Below are 21,547 nucleotides of genomic sequence, written 5' to 3'. Positions count from 1 at the left end.
CCTATCTATTAGCCAGATCTTAATCCAATTGAACATAAATGGGCACAAGCTAAATGCAAAAAAAAGAGCGCTCGGATGCGACACAGATATTTTGTTCGCACTCAATATGGTGTAATCAAAATTAAGTCGCTTAGCTATAATTGCACAAGTCACTGCGGTCGAACTTTCACTCTTAAGTTGGCTTATCCAGTTTAGTAAATTAATGCCTGTACCCGCATCTAATACTTTCCCCCAAGGATTATTGCCTTGGATCATTTCAATATGACTAAATAGTGTTGATACCAAACCAATTCCCCCTGAAATTTAGAAAGATAAACTTGCCTTTCCCCGATGAAAAAATTATGACCAGGTAAATACATTTCATTTTTAATATACGCGGTATAATTCCGGGCTGCGCTATTAAATAGATTCTCAATGCGCCCATACAACATATAATCGAAGTCATTTATAGCTAAGCGACTTAATTTTGATTACACCATATTGAGTGCGAACAAAATATCTGTGTCGCATCCGAGCCCTCTTTTTTTGCATTTAGCTTGTGCCCATTTATGTTCAATTGGATTAAGATCTGGCTAATAGATAGGCAAATATTCCACCATATGCCCCGCATCGATGATGACTTGTTCAATACTCTGTTTCTTGTGAAAAGTTGCATTATCCATCATCATTACACTGTTTTTAGGAAGTACTGGGATAAGGACTTGGGTGACCCATGCATAGAAAACATCGCTTTTAATATTGATATCAAATAATCCCATAGCAAACAGCATTGTGCCCAATAAAGCGCTGATAACATTTGTTCTTCCTTTAGCTCTCCAGTTCTTGAGACCAACATACCGTTGACCTTTCGGGGAATAGCCGTGAGTGCGCGAGGTATCGTGTGAAAAACCAATTTCATCAATAAAAACAATATGCTTGCCTTCTTTTTCATATTCATACTGTTGTTTTTTTGTTGAAACGTTTCTCGAGTGTTTTCGTCGGCTTGCGGATGACGTAGAGTTTTTTTTATAGGTCAATCCCATTTTTTAAGAGCTTGCCAAATGGCCTTCTGACAAACGCCAAAACGCTCTGCACGCTCTTTTTGGTAAGCATCTGGATATTGTTTAACATCTTTTATCAACTCGGATTTATTGATTTTTCGCTGACGCGTAGTCGATGTTTTTGGCTCTATTTGATTAATCCAACGCGATACAGATGCAGAGACAATCCGAAATTGCTTCGCTTTTTCTCGGATACTTAACCCTTCTTCTTCCATCGTAAATATCACTTTACCTCTAAAATCAATTGAATAGCTCATATAAATAATGTAATCAAAATTAAGTCGCTTAGCTATATTTAATACAATAAGTTTCTCTATAGCTAAGCGTCTTAATTTTGATTACAAAAATATATGTTTTTCTAAAATATAAATTTACTTATATAGAGTAATTACTTGTAATCATTTTAAAGTCGCCTAGCTATACAATTGCAGCAGCATTGACAATTGAAAGATGAGAGACCATTTTCATACGTAACCATATTTCCATTGGATCCATATACTTTCCAGACTTAATTGGCAATAAGTGTGTTCCATTTATAACCAATACTGTCAATCATAATGAGAAATGTCTAGAATAGGTATGAAATAACTTTCACTTTTGGATATAGCTTTAAACATTTATGTCAGTATTAAATATATTACATTACCCAGATGAGCGTCTTCGCAAAATTTCAGAACCGGTAAAAAAAGTTGATGTAGAAATACAACGTATCGTGAATGATATGTTTGAAACGATGTATGAAGAAGAAGGTATTGGTTTAGCCGCAACACAGGTTAATATTCATCAAAGAATTATTGTTATAGACGTTTCAGAATCTCGTAATGAAAGATTGGTACTTATAAATCCTGTTATCCTAGAAACAGCTGGTGAAACTGGAATTGAAGAAGGTTGTCTTTCTGTACCGGAACAACGGGCATTTGTATCTCGTGCTAAATGGGTCAAAATTAAAGCCTTAGATATCAATGGGAAAGAGTTTAAATTAGAAACTGATGATCTACTTGGTATCTGTATTCAACATGAAATAGATCATCTAAATGGCAAATTATTTATTGACTATCTTTCTGCATTAAAACGCCAACGCATTAGGCAGAAAATTGAAAAGCTTGAACGTCTAAAAGCTAAAACAAAGCTAAAACAACAAAATGATATTTATCATATTTTATAATATAGGGATCTTTACGTGTCAGACTGTCTACGAATCATTTTTGCCGGCACCCCAGATTTTGCAGCACAACATTTAGCTGCATTACTTGGTATCAAGGATAAGTATCAAATTGTTGGCGTTCTGACACAACCTGATAAACCAGCTGGAAGAGGGCGAAAATTCGCATCAAGCGCAGTAAAAAGGCTAGCCAAAGAAAATAATATTCCTATTTTTCAGCCAACAACTCTAAAAACAGCAGACAGTCAGCGCTGGATTGAAAATCGGCATGCCGATGTTATGGTTGTTGTCGCATATGGTCTAATTTTACCTGAAATTGTATTAAATATGCTACCAATGGGCTGCCTGAATGTTCATGGCTCACTACTACCCCGCTGGAGAGGCGCAGCGCCAATTCAACGCTCAATTTGGGCTGGTGATAAAGAAACCGGTATTACGATTATGCAAATGGATATTGGTCTGGATACCGGAGATATGCTTTACAAAGTTAGCTTCCCTATTGAACTAAAAGATACTAGCGCAACCCTATATCAAAAACTTGCAAAACTAGGCCCTATTGCACTCCTACATACTCTTGATTTACTCACTTCAGGTCAAGCAAAACCAGAAGAACAAAATGATACATTCGCTAACTATGCTGAAAAACTGAGCAAAGATGAAGCATTAATTGATTGGACACTTTCGGCTGAAGAAATTGAGCGATGTATCCGAGCATTCAATCCTTGGCCAGTAAGTTATTTTATTGTTGCAGATCAACCTATTAAAGTTTGGTATGCCGAAGTCATTGATCATGAAATTGACGCTTCCCCACCCGGAACAATTTTAAGTGCCGATAAAACAGGGATTAAAGTGGCAACTGCGAAAGGTATTTTAAATATCTTAAAAATACAACCGGCCGGTAAAAAAATAATGTTAACTAGTGATTTTCTAAACTCTCGTCACGGATGGTTTATTCCTGGCAGAATAATAAATTCAGCATTGCAACCAAATTAGTAATAAATTTCTTACTTGCATTTATGATTAGTGGGTAATTATATTTAACATGAATAAAAAATATAACCTTAGAAGCATTTGTGCCCAAGTCATTGCTCAGGTTATTGATCAAAAACAATCATTAAGCACTGTACTTCCAGAATGGCAAAAAAATATATCAGATAAAGATAAAGCTCTTTTACAAGAACTCAGTTTTGGTGTACTTAGAGTGTTACCTTTATTGGAATGGTTTATTCAACAATTAATAACTAAACCATTAAAGGGAAAAAAACGCATTATTCATTATCTTATTATGGTAGGAATTTACCAACTTAATTTTACTCGTATTCCCCCACACGCCGCACTAGCAGAAACTGTTGATGGTGCTATCACACTGAAACACCCTCAACTAAAAGGCTTAATTAATGGTGTATTAAGACAATTTCAACGGCAAGAACAAACATTAAATGCAAAAGCCAATAATAATGAAAGCAATTATTTACATCCTAAATGGCTATTAGAAAAAATTCAGCAAGTTTATCCTGCTCATTGGGAAGAGATTCTTGAGGCCAATAACCAAAGACCACCTATGTGGCTAAGAGTAAATCAATTGTATCATTCTACTCACGATTATCTAATGCTATTACAGCAAGCAGGTATACAGGCCAGTTTAAGCAAAGACAGTAAATTCGCTATCAAATTAGAAAAACCGTGTGCCGTTAACCAATTACCAGGCTTTGACCAAGGTTGGGTAACAATTCAAGATTTATCTGCTCAACAATGCATTGAATTACTAGCACCTAAAAATGGTGAATATATCCTTGACCTTTGCGCAGCTCCAGGTGGTAAGACAACTTATATACTAGAACGTGCTCTCAAAGCTGATATTTTAGCGGTTGATATTGATGAACTACGAATAAAACGTATCCAAGAAAATCTTAATCGGCTAAAATTACATGCAAGAGTTATTGTTGGTGATGGACGTAGACCACTAGAATGGGCATCGGGTGCGAAATTTGATCGTATATTGCTAGATGCACCTTGCTCTTCGACAGGTGTAATTCGTAGGCATCCGGATATAAAATGGTTAAGAAAACCTAGAGATATCAAGCAGTTAGTTAAATTACAATATGAAATTCTAGAAGCTATCTGGCCTTATTTAAAAACCAATGGCATCCTGGTTTATGCAACTTGCTCAATTTTACCGGATGAAAACAAAGAACAAATACAGAAATTTCTTTTTCATCATCCTGAAGCATCTTTAAATAACAATATGGAACTAGGCCAACAAATATTACCCACTCAACGTGGAGGAGACGGTTTCTTTTATGCTTCTCTAATAAAAAATTAACACTACTATTTTGAATAAATACTCAATCTGGCAGTAAGATAAAAATATAATGAAAATTATCATATTAGGTGCAGGACAAGTTGGTGGAACACTTGCAGAAAATTTAGTTGATGAAAAAAACGATATCACTATCGTTGATACCAATATTGAACGTTTGCGCCAGCTACAAGATAAATTCGACCTAAGAGTTGTCAGTGGACATGGCTCATACCCTAGGATCCTAAGGGAAGCCGGTGCTGAAGATGCTGATATGTTAGTTGCTGTGACAAATTCAGATGAAACTAATATGATTGCATGCCAAATTTCTTATTCTCTTTTTAATACGCCAAATAAAGTTGCTAGAATACGCGCATCTGAATATATCAAAGAAACTAAAAAACTTTTTATCCCTGATCACATACCGATTGATTATCTTATTTCTCCAGAGCAGCTTGTCATTGATTATATTTATAAATTAATCCAATATCCTGGAGCACTTCAGGTTGTTAACTTCGCCAGTGGTAAAGTAAGTATTGTTGCTGCAAAAGCGTACTATGGAGGTTCATTAGTAGGAAATTCCCTATTAAATTTACGCGAACATTTACCCCATATTGATACCCGAATTGCTGCTATATTTCGCCAAGATAGACCCATTCGACCACAGGGATCCACTATTATTGAGGCAGGAGATGAAATCTTCTTTGTTGTAGCCACTGAGCATATTCGTGCTGTAATGAGCGAAGTGCAAAGATTGGAAAAACCCTACAAGCGGATTATGATAGTTGGTGGTGGCAATGTTGGTGCAGGTCTAGCAAAACAGCTAGAAAAAGATTACAGCATTAAATTAATAGAACGTGATCAAGAAAGAGCAACTGAATTAGCAGAACTATTACATGATACAATAGTGTTTTATGGTGATGCTTCAGATCAAGAGCTTTTAGCGGAAGAACATATTGAGCAAACAGATGTTTTTATAGCACTGACTAATGACGATGAAGCCAATATTATGTCAGCTATGCTTGCCAAAAAAATGGGCGCAAAGAAAGTGATGGTTCTTATCCAACGTTCTGCTTATGTTGATCTGGTACAAGGAGGAGTCATTGATATCGCTATATCACCTCAACAAGCAACAATTTCCGCTTTATTAGGACATGTTCGTAAAGCAGATATAATTAATGTTTCATCCTTACGTAAAGGCGTTGCTGAAGCGATAGAAGCAATTGCTCACGGTGATGAAAACACATCCAAAGTTGTTGGTAGAAAAATTTCAGAAATAAAGCTTCCTACAGGCACAATTATCGGTGCTATTGTTCGTGATGATGAAGTCATCATTGCAAATAGCTATCATATTATTGAACAAGATGATCACATCATTATGTTCATTACTGATAAAAAACATGTTCCTGAAGTAGAAAAGATCTTCCAACCTAGCCCATTCTTTTTGTAAAAATTTTGATAGAAATATATTAATAGATATTATAATTTAAACATTCTTATAAAATTTTATGTTCTATTTTGATTAACGGTGAGGGGACTATGAGCTTTTTAAAAGAATTCCGTGAATTTGCAATGAAAGGCAACGTTATTGATCTAGCTGTGGGTTTTATTATTGGTGCAGCATTTGGCAAAATTGTTTCTTCTCTTGTTGCAGATATTATTATGCCTCCCCTTGGATTACTTATCGGCGCTATTGATTTTAAGCAATTTCATCTTGTCTTAAAGGAAGCCCACGATAATATACCTGCTGTTATTATGAATTATGGTGTATTTATTCAAAATATTTTTGATTTTTTAATTTATCGCTATAGCAATTTTTATTGCGATAAAACTTATAAATAAATTGCGTCGCGAAAAAGAAGAAGCACCAGCAGCACCCACTAAAGAAGTTACATTATTAACTGAAATTCATGATTTATTAAAAAAAATAATCAAAATTAGTGGGTTAGTAATAATAAATTTTTAGAATTAAGCATTACTAACCTACTCGTTTGCTCTTTACTATGTTTTATTTTTCTTTGATAACTCCCTTTTCCTTTTTTATTTTTTTTAATTCGTTGCCTAAACAGAGGATCATACAGTATCGCCTCTATTGCACTCTTCTTTATAAGGCCTCGTTTATGCTGATAATTTGCCATACCAAATTCTCCAATATCAATAACTTTTTAAATAAACATCTATAAAATTTTATTTCATCCAAAACGGACATATCATTTAATGTTTACTGGCGCCTTGTTCAAGGATCTCTAAAATTGAACATCCAGTACTAACATGTTTACTACCACAACAAGCCGTACTAAGCATTTTTAATGAATTTATCATTCTCTCCATTTCTATAATTTTAATTTCAATCTCCTGCAAGCGAGCATCTACAATATTTTTTGACTCCTGGCAAGTATGATGGGCAGAGGATCAATGCGAATAGACAATAATTCTGAAATAGATTCCAAAGTAAAGCCTAACTGCTTAGCATAACGAATAAAACGTAAACGTTGTAAATCTTTTTTGCTATAAAGACGATAATCACTTTCTGTACGATTAGGAGGTTCCATTAGCCCTTGTTTTTCATAGAAACGAATTGTATCGGTTTTAACATCTGCTAATTTAGCTAATTTACCTATATGATACATAACCACCTCTTATATATGTATAAATATTATCCATTATGATAGCAAATTATGAAATGACAAAAAGTTAATTTTTAGATAATAAAAAACCGGGATTAATCCCGGTTTTTTATGTAATTGCAAATTTATTCTGCAGTTACGTCTTCTTGAGACTCAACAGTACGATCAACAAGCTCAATGTAAGCCATCGGCGCATTGTCACCTTCACGGAAGCCACACTTCATAATACGAGTATAACCACCTGCACGGGGCGCGAAACGCGGTCCAAGTTCATTAAATAATTTTGCCACGATTTCATCATCACGAGTACGGGCAAATGCCAGACGACGATTAGCTACGCTGTCGTTCTTGGCAAGAGTAATCAGTGGCTCAACGACACGGCGCAACTCTTTCGCCTTTGGTAAAGTTGTCTTGATAATCTCATGACGAACTAAAGAGCCAGCCATGTTACGAAACATAGCTTGGCGATGGCTACTATTGCGGTTCAATTTACGACCACTTTTACGATGGCGCATGACTTTATCCTTCTCAGTAAAACCTTAACCTGTGATCTCATTCATCAGCAATACTTTCTGGAGGCCAATTTTCTAGACGCATGCCTAGCGATAAACCTCTTGATGCCAAAACATCCTTAATTTCAATAAGTGATTTTTTACCAAGATTAGGAGTTTTAAGCAACTCAACTTCAGTGCGCTGAACCAAATCACCGATGTAGTGGATAGCTTCTGCTTTTAAACAGTTAGCAGAGCGGACAGTCAATTCAAGATCGTCAACTGCGCGCAGCAGAATCGGATCAAACTCTGGCTTCTCATCTTTAATTTCAACCTTAGCAACATCGCGTAAATCAACGAAAGCTTCGAGTTGTTCAGCTAAGATAGTTGCTGCTCGCCGAATTGCCTCTTCTGGATCGATTGTGCCGTTAGTTTCCATCTCGATAACCAGCTTATCCAAATCAGTGCGTTGTTCTACACGCGTCGCTTCAACATTGTAGGCAATACGCTCTACAGGGCTATAGCATGCATCAACTAATAAACGACCGATTGGGCGCTCATCTTCTTCCGAATGAATATGGGCAGAAGCCGGCACATATCCACGACCACGTTGTACTTTAATACGCATATTAATAGGAGAGCTTTCATCAGTTAGATGGCAGATAACATGTTGCGGCTTCACGATTTCGATATCATCATTAGGGGTGATATCGGCGGCAGTCACAGGGCCAATTCCAGATTTATTCAAGGTGAGAATAACTTCATCTTTAGCGTGAAGTTTTACCGCCAGCCCTTTCAGGTTAAGGAGAATCTCCAGGATATCTTCCTGCACACCTTCTTTAGTGCTGTACTCATGCAGTACACCATCAATTTCAACCTCGGTCACAGCAAAACCCGGCATAGACGAAAGTAAAATACGGCGTAGTGCGTTACCAAGAGTATGGCCAAAGCCACGTTCTAACGGTTCAAGGGTTACCTTGGCGTGTGTCGAACTAATTTGCTCGATATCAACCAGGCGCGGTTTAAAAAACTCTGTCACAGAACCCTGCATTTTTTCCTCTCTTTGGTACTAAGCTTTACTTAGAGTAAAGCTCGACGATCAGGTGTTCGTTAATGTCAGCAGACAGATCAGCACGTTCAGGAATACGTTTGAACACACCTTCCATCTTAACCGCATCAACCTCCAGCCAATTTGGCTTCTCACGCTGTTCAGCAAGTTCTAAAGCAGCCTTAATACGAGACTGTTTTTTTGCTTTTTCACGAACGCTGATAACGTCATTCGGGGAAACCTGATAAGAAGCAATATTAACGACTTGACCATTTACCATGATAGCTTTATGGCTAACCATCTGACGTGCTTCCGCGCGTGTTGCGCCAAAGCCCATACGATAAACAGTATTGTCTAAACGAGCTTCAAGCAAATTGAGTAAATTTTCGCCCGTATTACCTTTCAACCGTGTTGCTTCTTTATAATAGTTACAGAATTGACGTTCTAGAACACCGTAAATACGACGAACTTTTTGTTTCTCACGTAACTGAACACCATAATCAGATAGACGCGGTTTACGTGCGCCATGCTGTCCGGGTGCCTGTTCTAATTTACACTTGGTGTCAATCGGGCGAACGCCAGACTTAAGAAATAGATCTGTACCTTCACGACGGCTCAGCTTGAGCTTAGGACCCAAATATCTAGCCATTTTCTTTCTCCAACAATCCTAAAAACGCAACGTAATTAAACACGACGTTTCTTCGGTGGACGACAACCATTATGAGGGATCGGAGTCACATCACTAATGTTAGTAATGCGGAAACCAGCCGCATTTAACGCACGGATAGTTGACTCACGGCCAGGACCAGGTCCTTTAACCATAACTTCTAAGTTTATGATTCCGTACTCTTTTACTGCCTCAGCACAACGTTCTGCTGCAACTTGAGCAGCAAACGGAGTAGACTTACGAGAACCACGAAAACCAGAACCACCTGCGGTTGCCCAACCCAATGCATTACCTTGACGATCAGTAATGGTAACAATTGTGTTGTTAAAAGAAGCATGGATATGAGCCACAGCGTCTGAAACTTGTTTTCTTACACGCTTACGTGCACGAATAGGTGCTTTTGCCATTACTTAATACCCCGACTATTTCTTGATCGGCTTACGCGGGCCCTTACGGGTACGTGCATTAGTCTTAGTACGTTGACCACGCACAGGAAGACCACGGCGGTGACGTAAACCACGATAGCAACCAAGATCCATTAAGCGCTTGATGCTTAGGGTAACTTCACGACGCAAATCACCTTCAACAATGTATTTAGCAACTTCGTCACGTAACTTGTCGATTTTCTCTTCAGACAGCTCACTGATCTTAACATGCTCAGCAATACCAGTTTTTGCACAGATTGACTGTGAGCGAGTTTTGCCGATGCCATAAATCGATGTTAATGCGATTACGGTATGTTGATCAGGAATGTTAATGCCTGCTATACGGGCCACTTATCCACTCCTAAAGTTAAATACTGCATAACTGTGCTGAAAAGCCCGCTTTCAGGATACTCAAACAGTTATACATTTTTAGATAAAAAGGTTTCCTGGCTAATTTAGCCAGCTCAACCCAACTTTGCAAGAAAAAAATGCTTTTTCTTAACCTTGACGTTGTTTATGTCTTGGTTCAACGCTGCAAATCACACGAACAATACCTTCACGTCTAATGATTTTACAGTTACGGCATAATTTCTTAACTGAAGCACGAACTTTCATTTTTAATCTCCGTAACTTCTTAAGCAAATTAATTTAAAGACAATTATTTGCCTTTAAGATTTGCCTTTTTCAATGCAGACTCATATTGACTGGACATCATAAGAGTTTGCACTTGAGCCATAAAGTCCATAATAACGACGACGACAATTAGAAGTGAAGTACCACCAAAATAGAATGGAACTTTCATTGCGTCACGCATGAACTCCGGGATTAAGCAAATAAAAGTAATATACAATGCACCTACTAATGTTAGGCGTGTCATTACTTTGTCAATATACTTGGCCGCTTGCTCTCCCGGACGAATTCCTAGTACAAATGCACCGGACTTCTTCAGGTTATCTGCTGTCTCTCGCGGATTAAAAACTAATGCGGTATAAAAGAAACAGAAGAAGATGATTGTAGATGCATAAAGTAACACATAAAGCGGTTGTCCTGGCTGCAAATACATTGAAATAGCTGTCAGCCAACCCCAACCTGTTCCATCACCAAACCAGGAAGCTATTGTACCTGGGAACAGTATAATACTGGAAGCAAAAATTGCAGGAATAACACCTGCCATATTTACCTTTAATGGTAAATGTGTGCTTTGTGCAGCATAAATGCGACGACCTTGTTGACGTTTTGCGTAGTTAACCACTATGCGGCGCTGACCAGATTCCATAAAAACAACAAAATAAGTCACAGCAAATACTAAAACTGCAATCAAGAACAACAGGAGCAAGTGCAAATCGCCTTGCCGAGCTTGCTCAATGGTATGGCCAATAGCCGGCGGGAGCCCCGCAACTATACCTGCAAAGATAATGATAGAGATACCGTTTCCAATACCTCTTTCAGTAATTTTTTCGCCTAGCCACATCAGAAACATTGTTCCTGTCACTAAACTAACAACGGCCGTGAAATAAAAGGGAAAACCAGGATTGATTACCAATCCTTGCATTCCAGCCATATTTGGTAAACCTGTCGCAATACCAATAGATTGGAATATCGCTAATACCAAAGTAGCATAACGCGTATATTGACTAATCTTACGGCGACCGGCTTCCCCTTCCTTCTTAATCTCTGCTAGACGTCGATTAACTACAGTCAGTAATTGGACAATAATCGATGCTGAAATATACGGCATAATTCCCAATGCAAAGATAGAAGCACGACTAAGTGCACCACCAGAGAACATATTAAACATTTCAATGATGGTGCCTCTTTGCTGTTCAAGCAATTTGGCAAGCAAAGTGGTATCAATACCAGGAATAGGAATAAAAGAACCAATACGGAAAACAATCAGCGTCCCAATAACAAACAGAAGCCTGCGTTTAAGTTCTCCTATGCCACCTTTAGCACTTTGAAAATCTAAACCTGGTTGCTTCGCCATCTGTAACTTATTCCTCGATTTTACCGCCAGCCGCTTCAATTGCAGTCCGTGCACCTTTTGTTACACGAAGACCACGTACAGTTACTGGACAATTAACTTCACCAGAAAGAATAACTTTCGCATATTCTATTTGAATGCCAACTATATTAGCAGCTTTCAGCGTATTCAGATCAATGACATCGCCTTCAACTTTAGCAAAGTCTGACAAACGAACTTCTGCAGTAATCATTGCTTTACGTGAAGTAAAACCAAATTTTGGTAAACGACGATATAGAGGCATCTGACCGCCTTCAAAAGCACGACGTACGCCACCGCCAGAACGAGACTTCTGACCTTTATGACCACGTCCACCAGTTTTACCTAAACCGGAACCAATACCGCGACCTACGCGTTTAGGTGCATGTTTAGCACCTTCAGCTGGAGACAGAGTATTTAAGCGCATCTGTTACTCCTCAACTTTAACCATGTAGGAAACCAAATTGATCATGCCGCGGACCGCTGGTGTATCTTCACGTTCTACAGTATGACCGATACGACGCAGACCTAAACCGATCATGGTTGCCTTATGTTTTGGCAAACGACCAATAGTACTGCGAAATTGTGTAATTTTAATATTCTTAGCCATGATCTATTACCCCAGAATTTCTTCGACGGATTTACCACGCTTGGCTGCGACCATTTCTGGAGACTTCATACTGTCTAAAGCATCCAGCGTTGCACGAACAACATTAATTGGGTTCGTGGAACCATAGGTTTTAGCCAGTACGTTATGAACACCCGCGACTTCGAAAACAGCACGCATTGCACCGCCTGCGATGATACCCGTACCTTCATAAGCAGGTTGCATAAACACACGAGAACCTGTGTGAGCACCTTTTACAGGATGATACAAAGTACCATTATTGAGAGCGACGTTTTTCATATTGCGACGGGCTTTTTCCATCGCTTTTTGGATTGCTGCCGGAACTTCGCGTGCCTTACCGTAGCCAAAACCAACACGACCGTTACCATCACCAACGACAGTTAGTGCTGTAAAACTAAAAATACGGCCACCTTTAACGGTTTTTGCTACACGATTTACCGCGATCAGCTTTTCCTGCAGTTCGCCAGCTTGTTTCTCGATGTGATGAGCCATCTTACACCTCTACCTTAGAACTGAAGGCCAGCTTCACGGGCAGCATCTGCCAGTGCCTCGACTCGACCATGATATTGGAAACCAGAACGGTCAAAAGCAACTTCTTTGATGCCTTTTTCCAACGCGCGCTCAGCAATTAATTTACCAACTGCTGCTGCTGCTTCTTTGTTTCCTGTGTACTTTACTTGCTCATTGATGGTTTTTTCTGTAGTAGAAGCAACCACGAAAGTTTCAGAACCCTTTGGTGCAATAACCTGCGCATAAATATGTCGAGGGGTACGGTGTACCGCCAAGCGCGTTGCACCCAGTTTATGTAGTTTTTGGCGTGCGCGGGTCGCACGCCGGATACGAGCTACTTTCTTATCCATAGTGTTACCTTACTTCTTCTTAGCCTCTTTAGTACGCACGATTTCATCGGCGTAACGAACACCTTTACCTTTATAAGGTTCAGGACGACGATAAGCACGCAATTCTCCTGCAACTTGGCCAATTGCCTGTTTATCTGCTCCTTCCAACACAATTTCAGTCTGTGAAGGACATTTTGCAGTAATACCTGCTGGCAGTTCATGCTCTACCGGATGAGAGAAACCTAAGGACAAAGTTACAGTATTGCCTTTAATAGCTGCACGATAACCGACACCAACCAGCTGAAGTTTCTTAGTGAAGCCTTCGGTAACACCAATAACCATTGCATTCAATAAAGAACGCGTCGTACCTGCTTGCGCCCATGCATCAGCAAAACCTTCACGAGCTCGAAACGTTAATTGATTATCAGTATGTTTGACTTCAACAGCTTTATGGATTGTACGAGTAAGCTCGCCATTTTTACCTTTAATCGCTATGTCCTGACCGTCAAGTTTAACTTCTACGCCGGCAGGAATAACGACAGGTGCTTTTGCCAAACGAGACATTCTTTCCTCCCGAATTAAGCTACGTAGCAGAGAATTTCGCCGCCTAAACCTGCTTGGCGAGCTGCACGATCAGTCATGACACCTTTAGAAGTAGAAATAATCGCAATGCCTAAACCAGCCATAACCTGTGGTAGCGCATCTTTTTTCTTATAGATGCGCAAACTGGGGCGGCTTACACGCTGAATGCTTTCTACAACAGCCTTCCCTTGGAAATATTTTAATGTAATTTTTAAGGTTGGCTTGATGTCGCCTTCAATTTTATAATCTTTGATATAACCTTCTTCCTTAAGCACTGTAGCAATCGCTACTTTTAGCTTGGCGGAAGGTATGTTGACCGCAGCTTTATTAGCGGCCTGACCGTTACGGATACGGGTTAGCATATCCGCGATGGGATCTTGCATGCTCATCTGTCTTTACTCCCGTGATTCAATTGGTGATAATTACCAGCTAGCCTTTTTAAGACCCGGTATTTCACCGCGCATAGCGGATTCACGGACTTTAATACGGCTTAGACCAAATTTCCGCAGAAAACCATGGGGACGCCCAGTTTGACGACAGCGGTTACGCCGACGAGAAGGGCTCGAATCACGTGGTAGCGTTTGCAGCTTAAGAACAGCATTCCAACGATCTTCATCAGATGTATTCACATCAGAAATAATAGCTTTCAATTCTGTGCGCTTTGCAAAGAATTTTTCAGCTAATTTTGCACGTTTTACATCACGCGCTTTCATTGATTGTTTAGCCATAATACCCTGCCTTACTTCCGGAACGGAAAGTTAAACGCCATCAACAGTGCAAGACCTTCATCATCTGATTTCGCATTAGTGGTGATAGTAATATCTAAACCACGTACACGATCCACTTTATCATAATCGATTTCAGGAAAGATGATTTGTTCACGTACACCCATGCTGTAGTTACCGCGACCATCAAATGATTTAGTGGATAAACCACGGAAATCACGGATACGTGGTACAGCAATAAAAATCAGACGCTCAAAGAATTCCCACATACGTTCGCCACGCAGGGTCACTTTACAGCCGATTGGATAGCCCTGACGGATTTTGAAGCCTGCAACAGATTTGCGCGCTTTGGTGATAAATGGTTTTTGCCCTGTTATTACCGCTAAATCGGCAGCTGCATTATCAAGCAGCTTTTTATCGGCAACAGCTTCACCAACACCCATGTTCAGGGTGATCTTCTCGACCCGAGGGACTTGCATGACAGAATTGTAGCCAAACTGAGTCATCAGCTTTTGGACTATCTCGCCTTTGTAGTAATCATGCAGTTTCGCCATCGTATACTCCAAAAATTACTTAATAGTTTCACTGTTAGATTTGAAGAAACGCACTTTTTTGCCATCTTCAATTCTAAAACCTACTCGGTCAGCCTTGCCAGTTTTCACATTAAAGATTGCAACGTTAGAAACATCAATTGCTGCTTCTTTTTCCACGATGCCACCTGGTTGATTCAGAGCCTGAAGAGGCTTCTGATGTTTCTTAACCAGATTAATCCCTTCAACAATGACTTTACCAGAAGAAAGAACCTGTTTTACTTTACCGCGTTTGCCTTTATCTTTACCAGCTAACACGATAACTTCGTCATCACGACGGATTTTCGCTGCCATTTGTGCCCGCTCCTCCTTAGAGTACTTCTGGTGCCAGAGAGATAATTTTCATAAACTTTTCAGTACGAAGTTCACGAGTTACTGGCCCAAAAATACGCGTACCGATAACTTGCTCACTTGTATTGTTTAACAATACACAAGCATTGCCATCGAAGCGAATGACAGAACCGTCAGGGCGACGAACACCCTTCTTAGTGCGCACCACTACCGCTTTCAGGACATCACCTTTTTTTACTTTACCGCTTGGAATTGCTTCTTTAACAGTAATTTTGATGATATCACCTACATCTGCGTAGCGACGGTGCGAGCCACCTAGAACCTTGATACACATTACGCGACGTGCGCCGGAGTTGTCGGCTACGTTCAGCATAGTCTGTTCTTGGATCATTTTAGTGCTCCGCTAAATGTCAACTAAAACTAAGCCGCTTCTTATATAAATTGAAGCGGCAGTACAATTACCCATACATGAGGGCGCGCTATTATAACACCACAACATCAATATGGACAGAAAAAATAAACGGCCGCTTTATTAAGCGCTGCTTATTCTATTATCTATTATGAAATGGCTATTCTATTACAGAACAGCTTTTTCTACAACGCGAACAAGTGTCCATGACTTTGTTTTGGACAGTGGGCGGGTTTCACGGATTTCCACTAGATCACCGATACCGCATTCATTGTTCTCGTCATGTACATGCAATTTGGTCGTACGACGGATAAACTTACCATATAAAGGATGTTTTACCATATGCTCAATAGCAACGACAATAGATTTCTCCATCTTATCGCTAGCTACACGACCTTGCAAAGTACGGATTTTATCGCTCATTACGCACCCGCCTTTTCAGTCAATAAAGTCTTAACGCGTGCAATATCACGACGTACTTGTTTCAACAGGTGAGACTGTTGCAGCTGTCCACTTGCTGCCTGCATACTCAAGTTAAATTGCTCACGAAGCAGGTTAAGCAGTTCAGTGTTCAACTCTTCAACGCTTTTTTCGCGCAGCTCTTTTGCTTTCATTACATCACCGTCTTAGTTATAAAGGTGGTTTTGATAGGCAGTTTTGCTGCTGCCAACTTAAATGCTTCACGAGCTACCTCTTCTGGAACACCGTCCATTTCATAAAGAACTTTACCAGGTTGGATCAAGGCAACCCAATACTCTACGTTACCTTTACCTTTACCCATACGCACTTCAAGTGGCTTTTCAGTAATAGGTTTATCTGGAAACACACGAATCCAGATTTTACCCTGACGCTTAACTGCACGGGCCATGGCACGACGTGCCGCTTCAATCTGACGTGCAGTCAGACGTCCACGACCCACTGCTTTGAGACCGAAAGTGCCGAAGCTGACATCTGTACCTGCAGCCAGACCACGATTGCGGCCTTTATGCATTTTACGGAATTTAGTACGCTTTGGTTGTAACATCAGCGACTCTCCTTGCGGCCTTTACGCTGCTGCTTTTTAGGTTGAACTGTAGGTTTCTCTACCTGTTCAACAGCAGCCATACCACCCAGGATCTCACCTTTGAAGATCCATACTTTAACGCCGAGTACCCCATAAGTGGTGTGCGCTTCTGCAGTGTTATAATCGATATCAGCACGCAAGGTGTGCAATGGCACACGGCCTTCACGATACCACTCAGTACGTGCAATTTCAGCGCCGCCTAAACGACCACTGACTTCCACTTTTATGCCTTTTGCACCTAGACGCATAGCATTCTGTACCGCTCGTTTCATAGCTCGACGGAACACAACACGACGTTCGAGCTGTGAACCGATACTATCAGCAACTAATTTAGCATCCAGTTCAGGCTTGCGTACTTCAGTAATATTGATTTGCGCAGGAACACCAGCAATATTTGCTACTGTTTTACGCAGTTTCTCGACATCTTCACCTTTTTTACCGATAACGATACCAGGACGAGCAGTGTGAATAGTTACACGGATGCTCTTCGCAGGACGTTCGATAACGATACGTGAAATAAATGCCTTTGCCAGTTCTTTATTCAGATACTGGCGTACTTTAAAATCGCTGTCTAGGTTGTCAGCGAATTCTTTTGTATTCGTATACCAAGTAGAGTTCCAAGATTTGACAATACCCAGGCGAATACCATTAGGATGTACTTTCTGACCCATTGTTATTCTCCAGAGTCTCAGCGATCGGATACAACCACAGTAATGTGGCTGGTGCGCTTCAAAATACGATCTGCACGGCCTTTCGCGCGAGGCATGATGCGTTTCATAGTTGGACCTTCGTTAACGAAAATTTTCGTTACTTTTAAGTCATCAATATCAGCACCATCGTTGTGCTCGGCGTTAGCGATAGCAGACTCAAGTACTTTCTTCAGTAAACCAGCAGCTTTCTTGTTGGTATAGTTCAGAATTTCTAGAGCTTGCGACACTTTCTTACCGCGAATCAGATCAGCCACTAAACGAACCTTCTGAGCAGAAGAACGAGCGTGGCGATGCATAGCGATAGTTTCCATCTCTTCCTCCTACCTTAACGTTTCTTGGCCTTTTTATCGGCCGCATGGCCCCGATAAGTACGGGTCGGCGCGAATTCACCCAATTTATGACCAATCATTTCGTCGGTAACAAAAACTGGAACATGCTGACGACCATTATGGATAGCGATGGTCAAACCGATCATGTTAGGAAAGATCGTTGAACGACGGGACCAAGTCTTGAGAGGCTTTTTGTCTCCGCTTTCCACCGCTTTTTCTACCTTCTTCAGCAAGTGCAGGTCAATAAAAGGACCTTTCTTGAGAGAACGTGGCATGGTTTATCCTCTAATTATTTTTTAGAACGGTGACGTACGATATATTTATCAGTACGCTTATTGCTACGGGTCTTTTTACCTTTGGTTTGAATGCCCCAAGGCGTTACTGGGTGTTTACCAAAGTTACGACCTTCACCACCACCATGTGGATGGTCTACTGGGTTCATCGCTGTACCACGAACGGTAGGGCGAATTCCACGCCAGCGGCTAGCACCAGCTTTACCCAGAACACGCAGCATATGCTCCGCATTACCAACTTCACCTAATGTCGCACGGCACTCAGAAAGTACTTTACGCATTTCGCCAGAACGTAAACGGATAGTTACATAACTACCATCACGTGCAACGATTTGCACATAAGCACCGGCTGAACGCGCAAGCTGACCACCTTTACCCGGTTTAAGTTCAACATTATGAACCGTTGAACCGACAGGAATATTACCCATAGGTAAAGCATTACCTGCTTTAATTGCTGCATTTGCACCAGACTGAATTTGGTCTCCGGCTTTTAAGCCTTTTGGTGCCAGAATATAGCGACGCTCTCCATCTTTATAGAGAACTAATGCAATATTCGCCGAACGATTTGGATCATATTCCAGACGCTCAACAGTAGCAGCAATACCATCTTTATTGCGTTTAAAGTCAATTAGACGATAATGCTGTTTGTGACCACCACCAATATGACGCGTAGTAATACGGCCATTATTGTTACGTCCACCTGTTTTGTTGCTTTTTTCTAGCAACGGAGCATAAGGTTTACCCTTATGCAGCTCAGGGTTAACCACTTTAACTACGTGGCGACGGCCCGGAGACGTAGGTTTACATTTAACAACTGCCATTGTTCTTTACTCCTCCGACTTACTTTGCACCACCGATGAAGTCCAGATTCTGGCCTTCTGTCAGAGTGACGTAAGCTTTTTTCCAGTCGCTACGACGACCAATTCGCTGACCGTGGCGTTTGGTTTTGCCTTTAACTAGTAAAGTATTTACACCTTTGACTTCAACTTCGAACAGTTTCTGTACGGCAGCCTTAATCTCTGCTTTAGTCGCATCTTTCGCTACTTTAAGCACGATGGTGTTACTTTTTTCCATCGCTGTAGAAGCTTTCTCAGAGACATGCGGCGCACGTAGTACTTTTAGCAGACGTTCTTCACGGATCATGTTAGCATCTCCTCAATTTGCTTCACAGCATCAGCAGTCATAACTACTTTGTGGAAGGCAATTAGGCTAATAGGATCGATACCGATTGCATCGCGAACATCAACTTTATATAAGTTACGGGCTGCTAAAAATAAGTTTTCATCAACCTCATTCGTGACGATCAATACGTCATCCAGCGCGATTTCCTTTAATTTTTTTACCAGAAGCTTAGTTTTCGGCGCTTCCAGTGCAAATTTCTCGACAACAATTAGACGATCCTGACGTACCAATTCAGACAAGATGCTTTTCAAAGCACCCCGGTACATCTTTTTATTTATTTTTTGACTGTGGTCCTGTGGTCTCGCTGCGAAAGTGACACCACCAGAGCGCCAAATTGGGCTCTTAACTGAACCAGCACGTGCACGACCAGTACCTTTTTGACGCCATGGCTTTTTACCAGAACCTGAAACCTCAGCACGAGTTTTCTGAGCACGAGTACCTTGACGAGCACCAGCTGCATACGCAACAACTACTTGATGCACAAGCGCTTCATTAAAATCACGCCCGAAGGTAGTTTCGGAAACAGTCAGCGCGCTTTGCGCGTCTTTCATTACCAATTCCATTCCCATCTCCTCGACGTTACGCTTTAACAGCTGGTTTTACAATCAGGTTGCTACCAGTTGCACCTGGAACAGCACCCTTGATCAACAGCAGATTACGTTCAGCGTCAACGCGTACTACATCCAGACTTTGAACAGTTATACGTTCATTACCCAATTGGCCTGCCATTTTCTTGCCTTTAAATACCTTACCTGGAGTTTGGTTTTGACCAATAGAACCAGGAACACGGTGTGACAAGGAGTTACCATGAGTAGCGTCCTGAGTGCGAAAATTCCAGCGTTTAACCGTACCAGAAAAACCCTTACCTTTGGAGGTACCAGTAACGTCGACTTTCTTCACGTCAGTAAAAATTTCAACACTAATGCTTTGACCTACAGTAAACTCTTCGTTTTCACTCAAACGAAATTCACGTAGGATACGGCCAGCTTCAACACCAGCTTTAGCAAAATGCCCAGCTTCAGGTTTTTTTACACGGTTTGCTTTTTTGCTACCGGTAGTAACCTGAATTGCATTATAACCATTTTTTTCCAGGCTCTTAACCTGAGTCACTCGGTTATTTTCAATTTCGATAACAGTTACAGGAATAGAAACACCATCTTCAGTGAAGATACGTGTCATTCCTATTTTCTTCCCGACTAAACCAATCATTGTTTTAACCTCTGAACGACCTGATTAACCCAGGCTGATCTGCACATCTACACCGGCAGCGAGATCCAGACGCATCAGAGCATCAACGGTTTTCTCAGTTGGCTCAACGATGTCAACCAGACGCTTATGAGTACGAATTTCGTACTGATCACGTGCATCTTTATTAACATGCGGCGAAATCAAAACGGTAAAACGTTCTTTACGTGTAGGTAACGGGATCGGACCACGTACTTGAGCGCCAGTGCGCTTAGCAGTTTCAACGATTTCAGCAGTTGATTGATCAATTAAACGATGATCAAAGGCTTTCAGGCGGATACGGATTCTTTGGTTCTGCATGAGACCAGAGCTCCAACTATTTATAAACGTAAAAATTACTCCTCGCACCTATTTCGATTGATAGGGGAGTGATAATCGTTCTCATAATAACCTCCAAATCGGAGGTATTGTTTTTTTAACGCAGTTTTACAGCTTAGTAGCTTTTACGGCGAGGCTCTTGAATTAAAGAGCTGGTTCATTATACGTAATTTCAGAATAAGAGCAAGCTGTAGATAAAAAATTGCATAAAATTTATTTATAAAAATCTTATGCAATAATATTTGTTAATCTTAATCAATAAATACTAATTAAATCATGTATCTTCACCCAGCTGAGATTGTAGGTGATTTTTTAGGCCTATGTTTGCTATCAAATTTAATTGCGTTTCTATCCAATCAATATGTTTTTCTTCATCCGTTAGTATTTCAATCATTAAATCGCCATTAACATAATCACTAACTGAATCCGCATAAGCAATTGCTTAACGCAAATCTTTCGCCCCATCCAATTCAAACAGTATAGCTTGGCGACTTTAAAATGATTACAAGTAATTACTCTATATCAGTAAATTTATATTGGAGAAAAACATATATTTTGTAATCAAAATTAAGACGCTTAGCTATA

General features: G+C 40.4%; 36 protein-coding genes and 3 pseudogenes. 5 read left to right on the top strand and 34 right to left on the bottom strand.

Annotated features, from left to right (window positions below):
- Positions 1–572 precede the first annotated feature (572 nt).
- From ARSQ2_RS06420 to ARSQ2_RS15255, 3 genes are all read right to left on the bottom strand, one after another.
- Positions 573–1,022 (bottom strand): transposase, encoded by a 450-nt coding sequence (locus ARSQ2_RS06420; RefSeq protein WP_181994762.1) that lies wholly within the window; start codon positions 1,020–1,022, stop codon positions 573–575.
- Positions 1,013–1,297: an IS630 transposase-related protein gene (locus ARSQ2_RS06415; RefSeq protein ID WP_181994761.1), complete on the bottom strand. Its 285-nt coding sequence runs from the start codon at positions 1,295–1,297 to the stop codon at positions 1,013–1,015. The genes ARSQ2_RS06420 and ARSQ2_RS06415 overlap by 10 nt, the downstream gene beginning before the upstream one ends.
- Before the next feature lie 160 nt (positions 1,298–1,457).
- On the bottom strand, positions 1,458–1,526 hold the full coding sequence (locus tag ARSQ2_RS15255) for a hypothetical protein (protein WP_476726901.1): 69 nt from the start codon (positions 1,524–1,526) through the stop codon (positions 1,458–1,460).
- A gap of 133 nt (positions 1,527–1,659) precedes the next feature.
- Here ARSQ2_RS15255 and def point away from each other — a divergent pair, with 133 nt between their 5' ends.
- The 5 genes and pseudogenes from def to mscL all read left to right on the top strand — a co-directional run bounded on the left by def (position 1,660) and on the right by mscL (position 6,467).
- Positions 1,660–2,205, top strand: a complete 546-nt coding sequence (gene def, locus ARSQ2_RS06410; RefSeq protein ID WP_181994760.1) for a peptide deformylase — start codon at positions 1,660–1,662, stop codon at positions 2,203–2,205.
- A 15-nt stretch (positions 2,206–2,220) separates the two neighbouring features.
- Entirely contained in the window at positions 2,221–3,195 is a 975-nt protein-coding gene (gene fmt, locus ARSQ2_RS06405; protein WP_181994759.1) for a methionyl-tRNA formyltransferase, read from the top strand.
- Positions 3,196–3,244: 49 nt separating this feature from the next.
- On the top strand, positions 3,245–4,525 hold the full coding sequence (rsmB, locus tag ARSQ2_RS06400) for a 16S rRNA (cytosine(967)-C(5))-methyltransferase RsmB (protein ID WP_181994758.1): 1,281 nt from the start codon (positions 3,245–3,247) through the stop codon (positions 4,523–4,525).
- Between the two features lie 49 nt (positions 4,526–4,574).
- A complete protein-coding gene (gene trkA / locus ARSQ2_RS06395) occupies positions 4,575–5,951 on the top strand; it encodes a Trk system potassium transporter TrkA (RefSeq protein WP_181994757.1) in 1,377 nt (458 codons plus the stop codon).
- Positions 5,952–6,040: 89 nt separating this feature from the next.
- A pseudogene (gene mscL / locus ARSQ2_RS06390) lies at positions 6,041–6,467 on the top strand (large-conductance mechanosensitive channel protein MscL).
- On the opposite strand, the gene ARSQ2_RS06385 reads toward mscL, so the two are convergent.
- The 31 genes and pseudogenes from ARSQ2_RS06385 to ARSQ2_RS06235 all read right to left on the bottom strand — a co-directional run.
- Positions 6,439–6,639 carry an alternative ribosome-rescue factor A gene (locus ARSQ2_RS06385; RefSeq protein ID WP_181994756.1) on the bottom strand — a complete coding sequence of 67 codons (201 nt, stop codon included), beginning with the start codon at positions 6,637–6,639 and terminating at the stop codon, positions 6,439–6,441. The pseudogene mscL and the gene ARSQ2_RS06385 overlap by 29 nt on opposite strands.
- 76 nt (positions 6,640–6,715) lie before the next feature.
- Positions 6,716–7,131: pseudogene (gene zntR, locus ARSQ2_RS06380) on the bottom strand (Zn(2+)-responsive transcriptional regulator).
- A 122-nt stretch (positions 7,132–7,253) separates the two neighbouring features.
- A complete protein-coding gene (gene rplQ / locus ARSQ2_RS06375; protein WP_181994755.1) occupies positions 7,254–7,643 on the bottom strand; it encodes a 50S ribosomal protein L17 in 390 nt (129 codons plus the stop codon).
- A 37-nt stretch (positions 7,644–7,680) separates the two neighbouring features.
- On the bottom strand, positions 7,681–8,670 hold the full coding sequence (locus tag ARSQ2_RS06370; protein WP_181994754.1) for a DNA-directed RNA polymerase subunit alpha: 990 nt from the start codon (positions 8,668–8,670) through the stop codon (positions 7,681–7,683).
- 25 nt (positions 8,671–8,695) lie between these two features.
- Positions 8,696–9,316, bottom strand: coding sequence for a 30S ribosomal protein S4 (gene rpsD, locus ARSQ2_RS06365; protein WP_181994753.1), 621 nt, complete (start codon positions 9,314–9,316; stop codon positions 8,696–8,698).
- 35 nt (positions 9,317–9,351) lie between these two features.
- Positions 9,352–9,741: a 30S ribosomal protein S11 gene (rpsK, locus tag ARSQ2_RS06360; RefSeq protein ID WP_181994752.1), complete on the bottom strand. Its 390-nt coding sequence runs from the start codon at positions 9,739–9,741 to the stop codon at positions 9,352–9,354.
- Positions 9,742–9,756: 15 nt separating this feature from the next.
- Positions 9,757–10,110 (bottom strand): 30S ribosomal protein S13, encoded by a 354-nt coding sequence (gene rpsM / locus ARSQ2_RS06355; RefSeq protein ID WP_181994751.1) that lies wholly within the window; start codon positions 10,108–10,110, stop codon positions 9,757–9,759.
- Between the two features lie 147 nt (positions 10,111–10,257).
- A complete protein-coding gene (gene rpmJ / locus ARSQ2_RS06350; RefSeq protein WP_032116397.1) occupies positions 10,258–10,374 on the bottom strand; it encodes a 50S ribosomal protein L36 in 117 nt (38 codons plus the stop codon).
- Positions 10,375–10,417: 43 nt separating this feature from the next.
- Positions 10,418–11,743 (bottom strand): preprotein translocase subunit SecY, encoded by a 1,326-nt coding sequence (secY, locus tag ARSQ2_RS06345; RefSeq protein ID WP_181994750.1) that lies wholly within the window; start codon positions 11,741–11,743, stop codon positions 10,418–10,420.
- Positions 11,744–11,750: 7 nt separating this feature from the next.
- On the bottom strand, positions 11,751–12,185 hold the full coding sequence (gene rplO / locus ARSQ2_RS06340) for a 50S ribosomal protein L15 (protein WP_181994749.1): 435 nt from the start codon (positions 12,183–12,185) through the stop codon (positions 11,751–11,753).
- Positions 12,186–12,188: 3 nt separating this feature from the next.
- Entirely contained in the window at positions 12,189–12,368 is a 180-nt protein-coding gene (rpmD, locus tag ARSQ2_RS06335) for a 50S ribosomal protein L30 (protein WP_181994748.1), read from the bottom strand.
- A 6-nt stretch (positions 12,369–12,374) separates the two neighbouring features.
- On the bottom strand, positions 12,375–12,878 hold the full coding sequence (gene rpsE, locus ARSQ2_RS06330; protein ID WP_181994747.1) for a 30S ribosomal protein S5: 504 nt from the start codon (positions 12,876–12,878) through the stop codon (positions 12,375–12,377).
- A 14-nt stretch (positions 12,879–12,892) separates the two neighbouring features.
- Positions 12,893–13,246: a 50S ribosomal protein L18 gene (gene rplR, locus ARSQ2_RS06325; RefSeq protein ID WP_181994746.1), complete on the bottom strand. Its 354-nt coding sequence runs from the start codon at positions 13,244–13,246 to the stop codon at positions 12,893–12,895.
- Between the two features lie 9 nt (positions 13,247–13,255).
- A complete protein-coding gene (gene rplF / locus ARSQ2_RS06320; RefSeq protein ID WP_181994745.1) occupies positions 13,256–13,789 on the bottom strand; it encodes a 50S ribosomal protein L6 in 534 nt (177 codons plus the stop codon).
- A 14-nt stretch (positions 13,790–13,803) separates the two neighbouring features.
- Positions 13,804–14,196 carry a 30S ribosomal protein S8 gene (gene rpsH, locus ARSQ2_RS06315; protein ID WP_181994744.1) on the bottom strand — a complete coding sequence of 131 codons (393 nt, stop codon included), beginning with the start codon at positions 14,194–14,196 and terminating at the stop codon, positions 13,804–13,806.
- Between the two features lie 33 nt (positions 14,197–14,229).
- Complete coding sequence (gene rpsN, locus ARSQ2_RS06310; RefSeq protein WP_026823167.1) at positions 14,230–14,535, bottom strand: 30S ribosomal protein S14; 306 nt, start codon at positions 14,533–14,535, stop codon at positions 14,230–14,232.
- An 11-nt stretch (positions 14,536–14,546) separates the two neighbouring features.
- A complete protein-coding gene (gene rplE, locus ARSQ2_RS06305) occupies positions 14,547–15,086 on the bottom strand; it encodes a 50S ribosomal protein L5 (RefSeq protein ID WP_181994743.1) in 540 nt (179 codons plus the stop codon).
- A 15-nt stretch (positions 15,087–15,101) separates the two neighbouring features.
- Positions 15,102–15,416 (bottom strand): 50S ribosomal protein L24, encoded by a 315-nt coding sequence (gene rplX / locus ARSQ2_RS06300; protein ID WP_181994742.1) that lies wholly within the window; start codon positions 15,414–15,416, stop codon positions 15,102–15,104.
- A 16-nt stretch (positions 15,417–15,432) separates the two neighbouring features.
- Positions 15,433–15,804 carry a 50S ribosomal protein L14 gene (gene rplN, locus ARSQ2_RS06295; protein ID WP_181994741.1) on the bottom strand — a complete coding sequence of 124 codons (372 nt, stop codon included), beginning with the start codon at positions 15,802–15,804 and terminating at the stop codon, positions 15,433–15,435.
- 186 nt (positions 15,805–15,990) lie between these two features.
- Entirely contained in the window at positions 15,991–16,245 is a 255-nt protein-coding gene (gene rpsQ, locus ARSQ2_RS06290) for a 30S ribosomal protein S17 (protein WP_181994740.1), read from the bottom strand.
- Positions 16,245–16,436, bottom strand: coding sequence for a 50S ribosomal protein L29 (gene rpmC, locus ARSQ2_RS06285; protein ID WP_026823172.1), 192 nt, complete (start codon positions 16,434–16,436; stop codon positions 16,245–16,247). Before rpmC ends, rpsQ begins: the two co-directional genes overlap by 1 nt.
- Positions 16,436–16,846 (bottom strand): 50S ribosomal protein L16, encoded by a 411-nt coding sequence (rplP, locus tag ARSQ2_RS06280; protein ID WP_181994739.1) that lies wholly within the window; start codon positions 16,844–16,846, stop codon positions 16,436–16,438. Before rplP ends, rpmC begins: the two co-directional genes overlap by 1 nt.
- Positions 16,846–17,556, bottom strand: coding sequence for a 30S ribosomal protein S3 (gene rpsC, locus ARSQ2_RS06275; RefSeq protein ID WP_181994738.1), 711 nt, complete (start codon positions 17,554–17,556; stop codon positions 16,846–16,848). The genes rplP and rpsC overlap by 1 nt, the downstream gene beginning before the upstream one ends.
- A gap of 17 nt (positions 17,557–17,573) precedes the next feature.
- Complete coding sequence (rplV, locus tag ARSQ2_RS06270) at positions 17,574–17,906, bottom strand: 50S ribosomal protein L22 (protein ID WP_181994737.1); 333 nt, start codon at positions 17,904–17,906, stop codon at positions 17,574–17,576.
- A 14-nt stretch (positions 17,907–17,920) separates the two neighbouring features.
- A complete protein-coding gene (gene rpsS / locus ARSQ2_RS06265) occupies positions 17,921–18,199 on the bottom strand; it encodes a 30S ribosomal protein S19 (RefSeq protein ID WP_181994736.1) in 279 nt (92 codons plus the stop codon).
- Between the two features lie 14 nt (positions 18,200–18,213).
- A complete protein-coding gene (gene rplB, locus ARSQ2_RS06260; RefSeq protein ID WP_181994735.1) occupies positions 18,214–19,038 on the bottom strand; it encodes a 50S ribosomal protein L2 in 825 nt (274 codons plus the stop codon).
- A gap of 19 nt (positions 19,039–19,057) precedes the next feature.
- The gene (rplW, locus tag ARSQ2_RS06255) at positions 19,058–19,360 is read right to left on the bottom strand and encodes a 50S ribosomal protein L23 (protein ID WP_181994734.1); all 303 of its coding nucleotides are present in this window, start codon (positions 19,358–19,360) and stop codon (positions 19,058–19,060) included.
- Positions 19,357–19,962 (bottom strand): 50S ribosomal protein L4, encoded by a 606-nt coding sequence (gene rplD, locus ARSQ2_RS06250; RefSeq protein ID WP_181994763.1) that lies wholly within the window; start codon positions 19,960–19,962, stop codon positions 19,357–19,359. The genes rplW and rplD overlap by 4 nt, the downstream gene beginning before the upstream one ends.
- Positions 19,963–19,978: 16 nt before the next feature.
- Positions 19,979–20,608, bottom strand: a complete 630-nt coding sequence (gene rplC / locus ARSQ2_RS06245) for a 50S ribosomal protein L3 (RefSeq protein ID WP_181994733.1) — start codon at positions 20,606–20,608, stop codon at positions 19,979–19,981.
- A 24-nt stretch (positions 20,609–20,632) separates the two neighbouring features.
- The gene (gene rpsJ, locus ARSQ2_RS06240) at positions 20,633–20,944 is read right to left on the bottom strand and encodes a 30S ribosomal protein S10 (RefSeq protein ID WP_001181005.1); all 312 of its coding nucleotides are present in this window, start codon (positions 20,942–20,944) and stop codon (positions 20,633–20,635) included.
- 292 nt (positions 20,945–21,236) lie between these two features.
- Positions 21,237–21,434, bottom strand: a pseudogene (locus ARSQ2_RS06235) (ferritin-like domain-containing protein); the annotation flags it as partial.
- Positions 21,435–21,547: the final 113 nt, after the last annotated feature.

The organism is Arsenophonus endosymbiont of Bemisia tabaci Q2 (assembly GCF_902713415.1).
Taxonomy (GTDB): domain Bacteria; phylum Pseudomonadota; class Gammaproteobacteria; order Enterobacterales; family Enterobacteriaceae; genus Arsenophonus.
Note: the sequence above shows the minus strand (reverse complement) of the source record. Positions and strands in the feature narration are given on the sequence as shown.

Excerpts from the sequence above, each read along its gene's own strand:
- trkA (WP_181994757.1), top strand. The coding sequence starts at position 4,575 with ATGAAAATTATCATATTAGGTGCAGGACAAGTTGGTGGAACACTTGCA.
- rplN (WP_181994741.1), bottom strand. The coding sequence starts at position 15,804 with ATGATCCAAGAACAGACTATGCTGAACGTAGCCGACAACTCCGGCGCA.
- rpsC (WP_181994738.1), bottom strand. The coding sequence starts at position 17,556 with ATGGGTCAGAAAGTACATCCTAATGGTATTCGCCTGGGTATTGTCAAA.
- rpmJ (WP_032116397.1), bottom strand. The coding sequence starts at position 10,374 with ATGAAAGTTCGTGCTTCAGTTAAGAAATTATGCCGTAACTGTAAAATC.
- rpsK (WP_181994752.1), bottom strand. The coding sequence starts at position 9,741 with ATGGCAAAAGCACCTATTCGTGCACGTAAGCGTGTAAGAAAACAAGTT.
- rplX (WP_181994742.1), bottom strand. The coding sequence starts at position 15,416 with ATGGCAGCGAAAATCCGTCGTGATGACGAAGTTATCGTGTTAGCTGGT.
- ARSQ2_RS06415 (WP_181994761.1), bottom strand. The coding sequence starts at position 1,297 with ATGAGCTATTCAATTGATTTTAGAGGTAAAGTGATATTTACGATGGAA.
- rsmB (WP_181994758.1), top strand. The coding sequence starts at position 3,245 with ATGAATAAAAAATATAACCTTAGAAGCATTTGTGCCCAAGTCATTGCT.
- rpsQ (WP_181994740.1), bottom strand. The coding sequence starts at position 16,245 with ATGAGCGATAAAATCCGTACTTTGCAAGGTCGTGTAGCTAGCGATAAG.
- ARSQ2_RS06420 (WP_181994762.1), bottom strand. The coding sequence starts at position 1,022 with ATGGGATTGACCTATAAAAAAAACTCTACGTCATCCGCAAGCCGACGA.
- rplQ (WP_181994755.1), bottom strand. The coding sequence starts at position 7,643 with ATGCGCCATCGTAAAAGTGGTCGTAAATTGAACCGCAATAGTAGCCAT.
- secY (WP_181994750.1), bottom strand. The coding sequence starts at position 11,743 with ATGGCGAAGCAACCAGGTTTAGATTTTCAAAGTGCTAAAGGTGGCATA.
- rpsD (WP_181994753.1), bottom strand. The coding sequence starts at position 9,316 with ATGGCTAGATATTTGGGTCCTAAGCTCAAGCTGAGCCGTCGTGAAGGT.
- rpsE (WP_181994747.1), bottom strand. The coding sequence starts at position 12,878 with ATGGCTCATCACATCGAGAAACAAGCTGGCGAACTGCAGGAAAAGCTG.
- def (WP_181994760.1), top strand. The coding sequence starts at position 1,660 with ATGTCAGTATTAAATATATTACATTACCCAGATGAGCGTCTTCGCAAA.
- ARSQ2_RS06370 (WP_181994754.1), bottom strand. The coding sequence starts at position 8,670 with ATGCAGGGTTCTGTGACAGAGTTTTTTAAACCGCGCCTGGTTGATATC.
- rplV (WP_181994737.1), bottom strand. The coding sequence starts at position 17,906 with ATGGAAACTATCGCTATGCATCGCCACGCTCGTTCTTCTGCTCAGAAG.
- rplE (WP_181994743.1), bottom strand. The coding sequence starts at position 15,086 with ATGGCGAAACTGCATGATTACTACAAAGGCGAGATAGTCCAAAAGCTG.
- rplR (WP_181994746.1), bottom strand. The coding sequence starts at position 13,246 with ATGGATAAGAAAGTAGCTCGTATCCGGCGTGCGACCCGCGCACGCCAA.
- rpmC (WP_026823172.1), bottom strand. The coding sequence starts at position 16,436 with ATGAAAGCAAAAGAGCTGCGCGAAAAAAGCGTTGAAGAGTTGAACACT.
- rpsN (WP_026823167.1), bottom strand. The coding sequence starts at position 14,535 with ATGGCTAAACAATCAATGAAAGCGCGTGATGTAAAACGTGCAAAATTA.
- rplP (WP_181994739.1), bottom strand. The coding sequence starts at position 16,846 with ATGTTACAACCAAAGCGTACTAAATTCCGTAAAATGCATAAAGGCCGC.
- rplW (WP_181994734.1), bottom strand. The coding sequence starts at position 19,360 with ATGATCCGTGAAGAACGTCTGCTAAAAGTACTACGTGCGCCGCATGTC.
- rpsH (WP_181994744.1), bottom strand. The coding sequence starts at position 14,196 with ATGAGCATGCAAGATCCCATCGCGGATATGCTAACCCGTATCCGTAAC.
- rpmD (WP_181994748.1), bottom strand. The coding sequence starts at position 12,368 with ATGGCTAAGAATATTAAAATTACACAATTTCGCAGTACTATTGGTCGT.
- rplO (WP_181994749.1), bottom strand. The coding sequence starts at position 12,185 with ATGCGCTTAAATACTCTGTCTCCAGCTGAAGGTGCTAAACATGCACCT.
- rpsJ (WP_001181005.1), bottom strand. The coding sequence starts at position 20,944 with ATGCAGAACCAAAGAATCCGTATCCGCCTGAAAGCCTTTGATCATCGT.
- rplB (WP_181994735.1), bottom strand. The coding sequence starts at position 19,038 with ATGGCAGTTGTTAAATGTAAACCTACGTCTCCGGGCCGTCGCCACGTA.
- rplC (WP_181994733.1), bottom strand. The coding sequence starts at position 20,608 with ATGATTGGTTTAGTCGGGAAGAAAATAGGAATGACACGTATCTTCACT.
- ARSQ2_RS06385 (WP_181994756.1), bottom strand. The coding sequence starts at position 6,639 with ATGGCAAATTATCAGCATAAACGAGGCCTTATAAAGAAGAGTGCAATA.
- rplD (WP_181994763.1), bottom strand. The coding sequence starts at position 19,962 with ATGGAATTGGTAATGAAAGACGCGCAAAGCGCGCTGACTGTTTCCGAA.
- rpsS (WP_181994736.1), bottom strand. The coding sequence starts at position 18,199 with ATGCCACGTTCTCTCAAGAAAGGTCCTTTTATTGACCTGCACTTGCTG.
- rplF (WP_181994745.1), bottom strand. The coding sequence starts at position 13,789 with ATGTCTCGTTTGGCAAAAGCACCTGTCGTTATTCCTGCCGGCGTAGAA.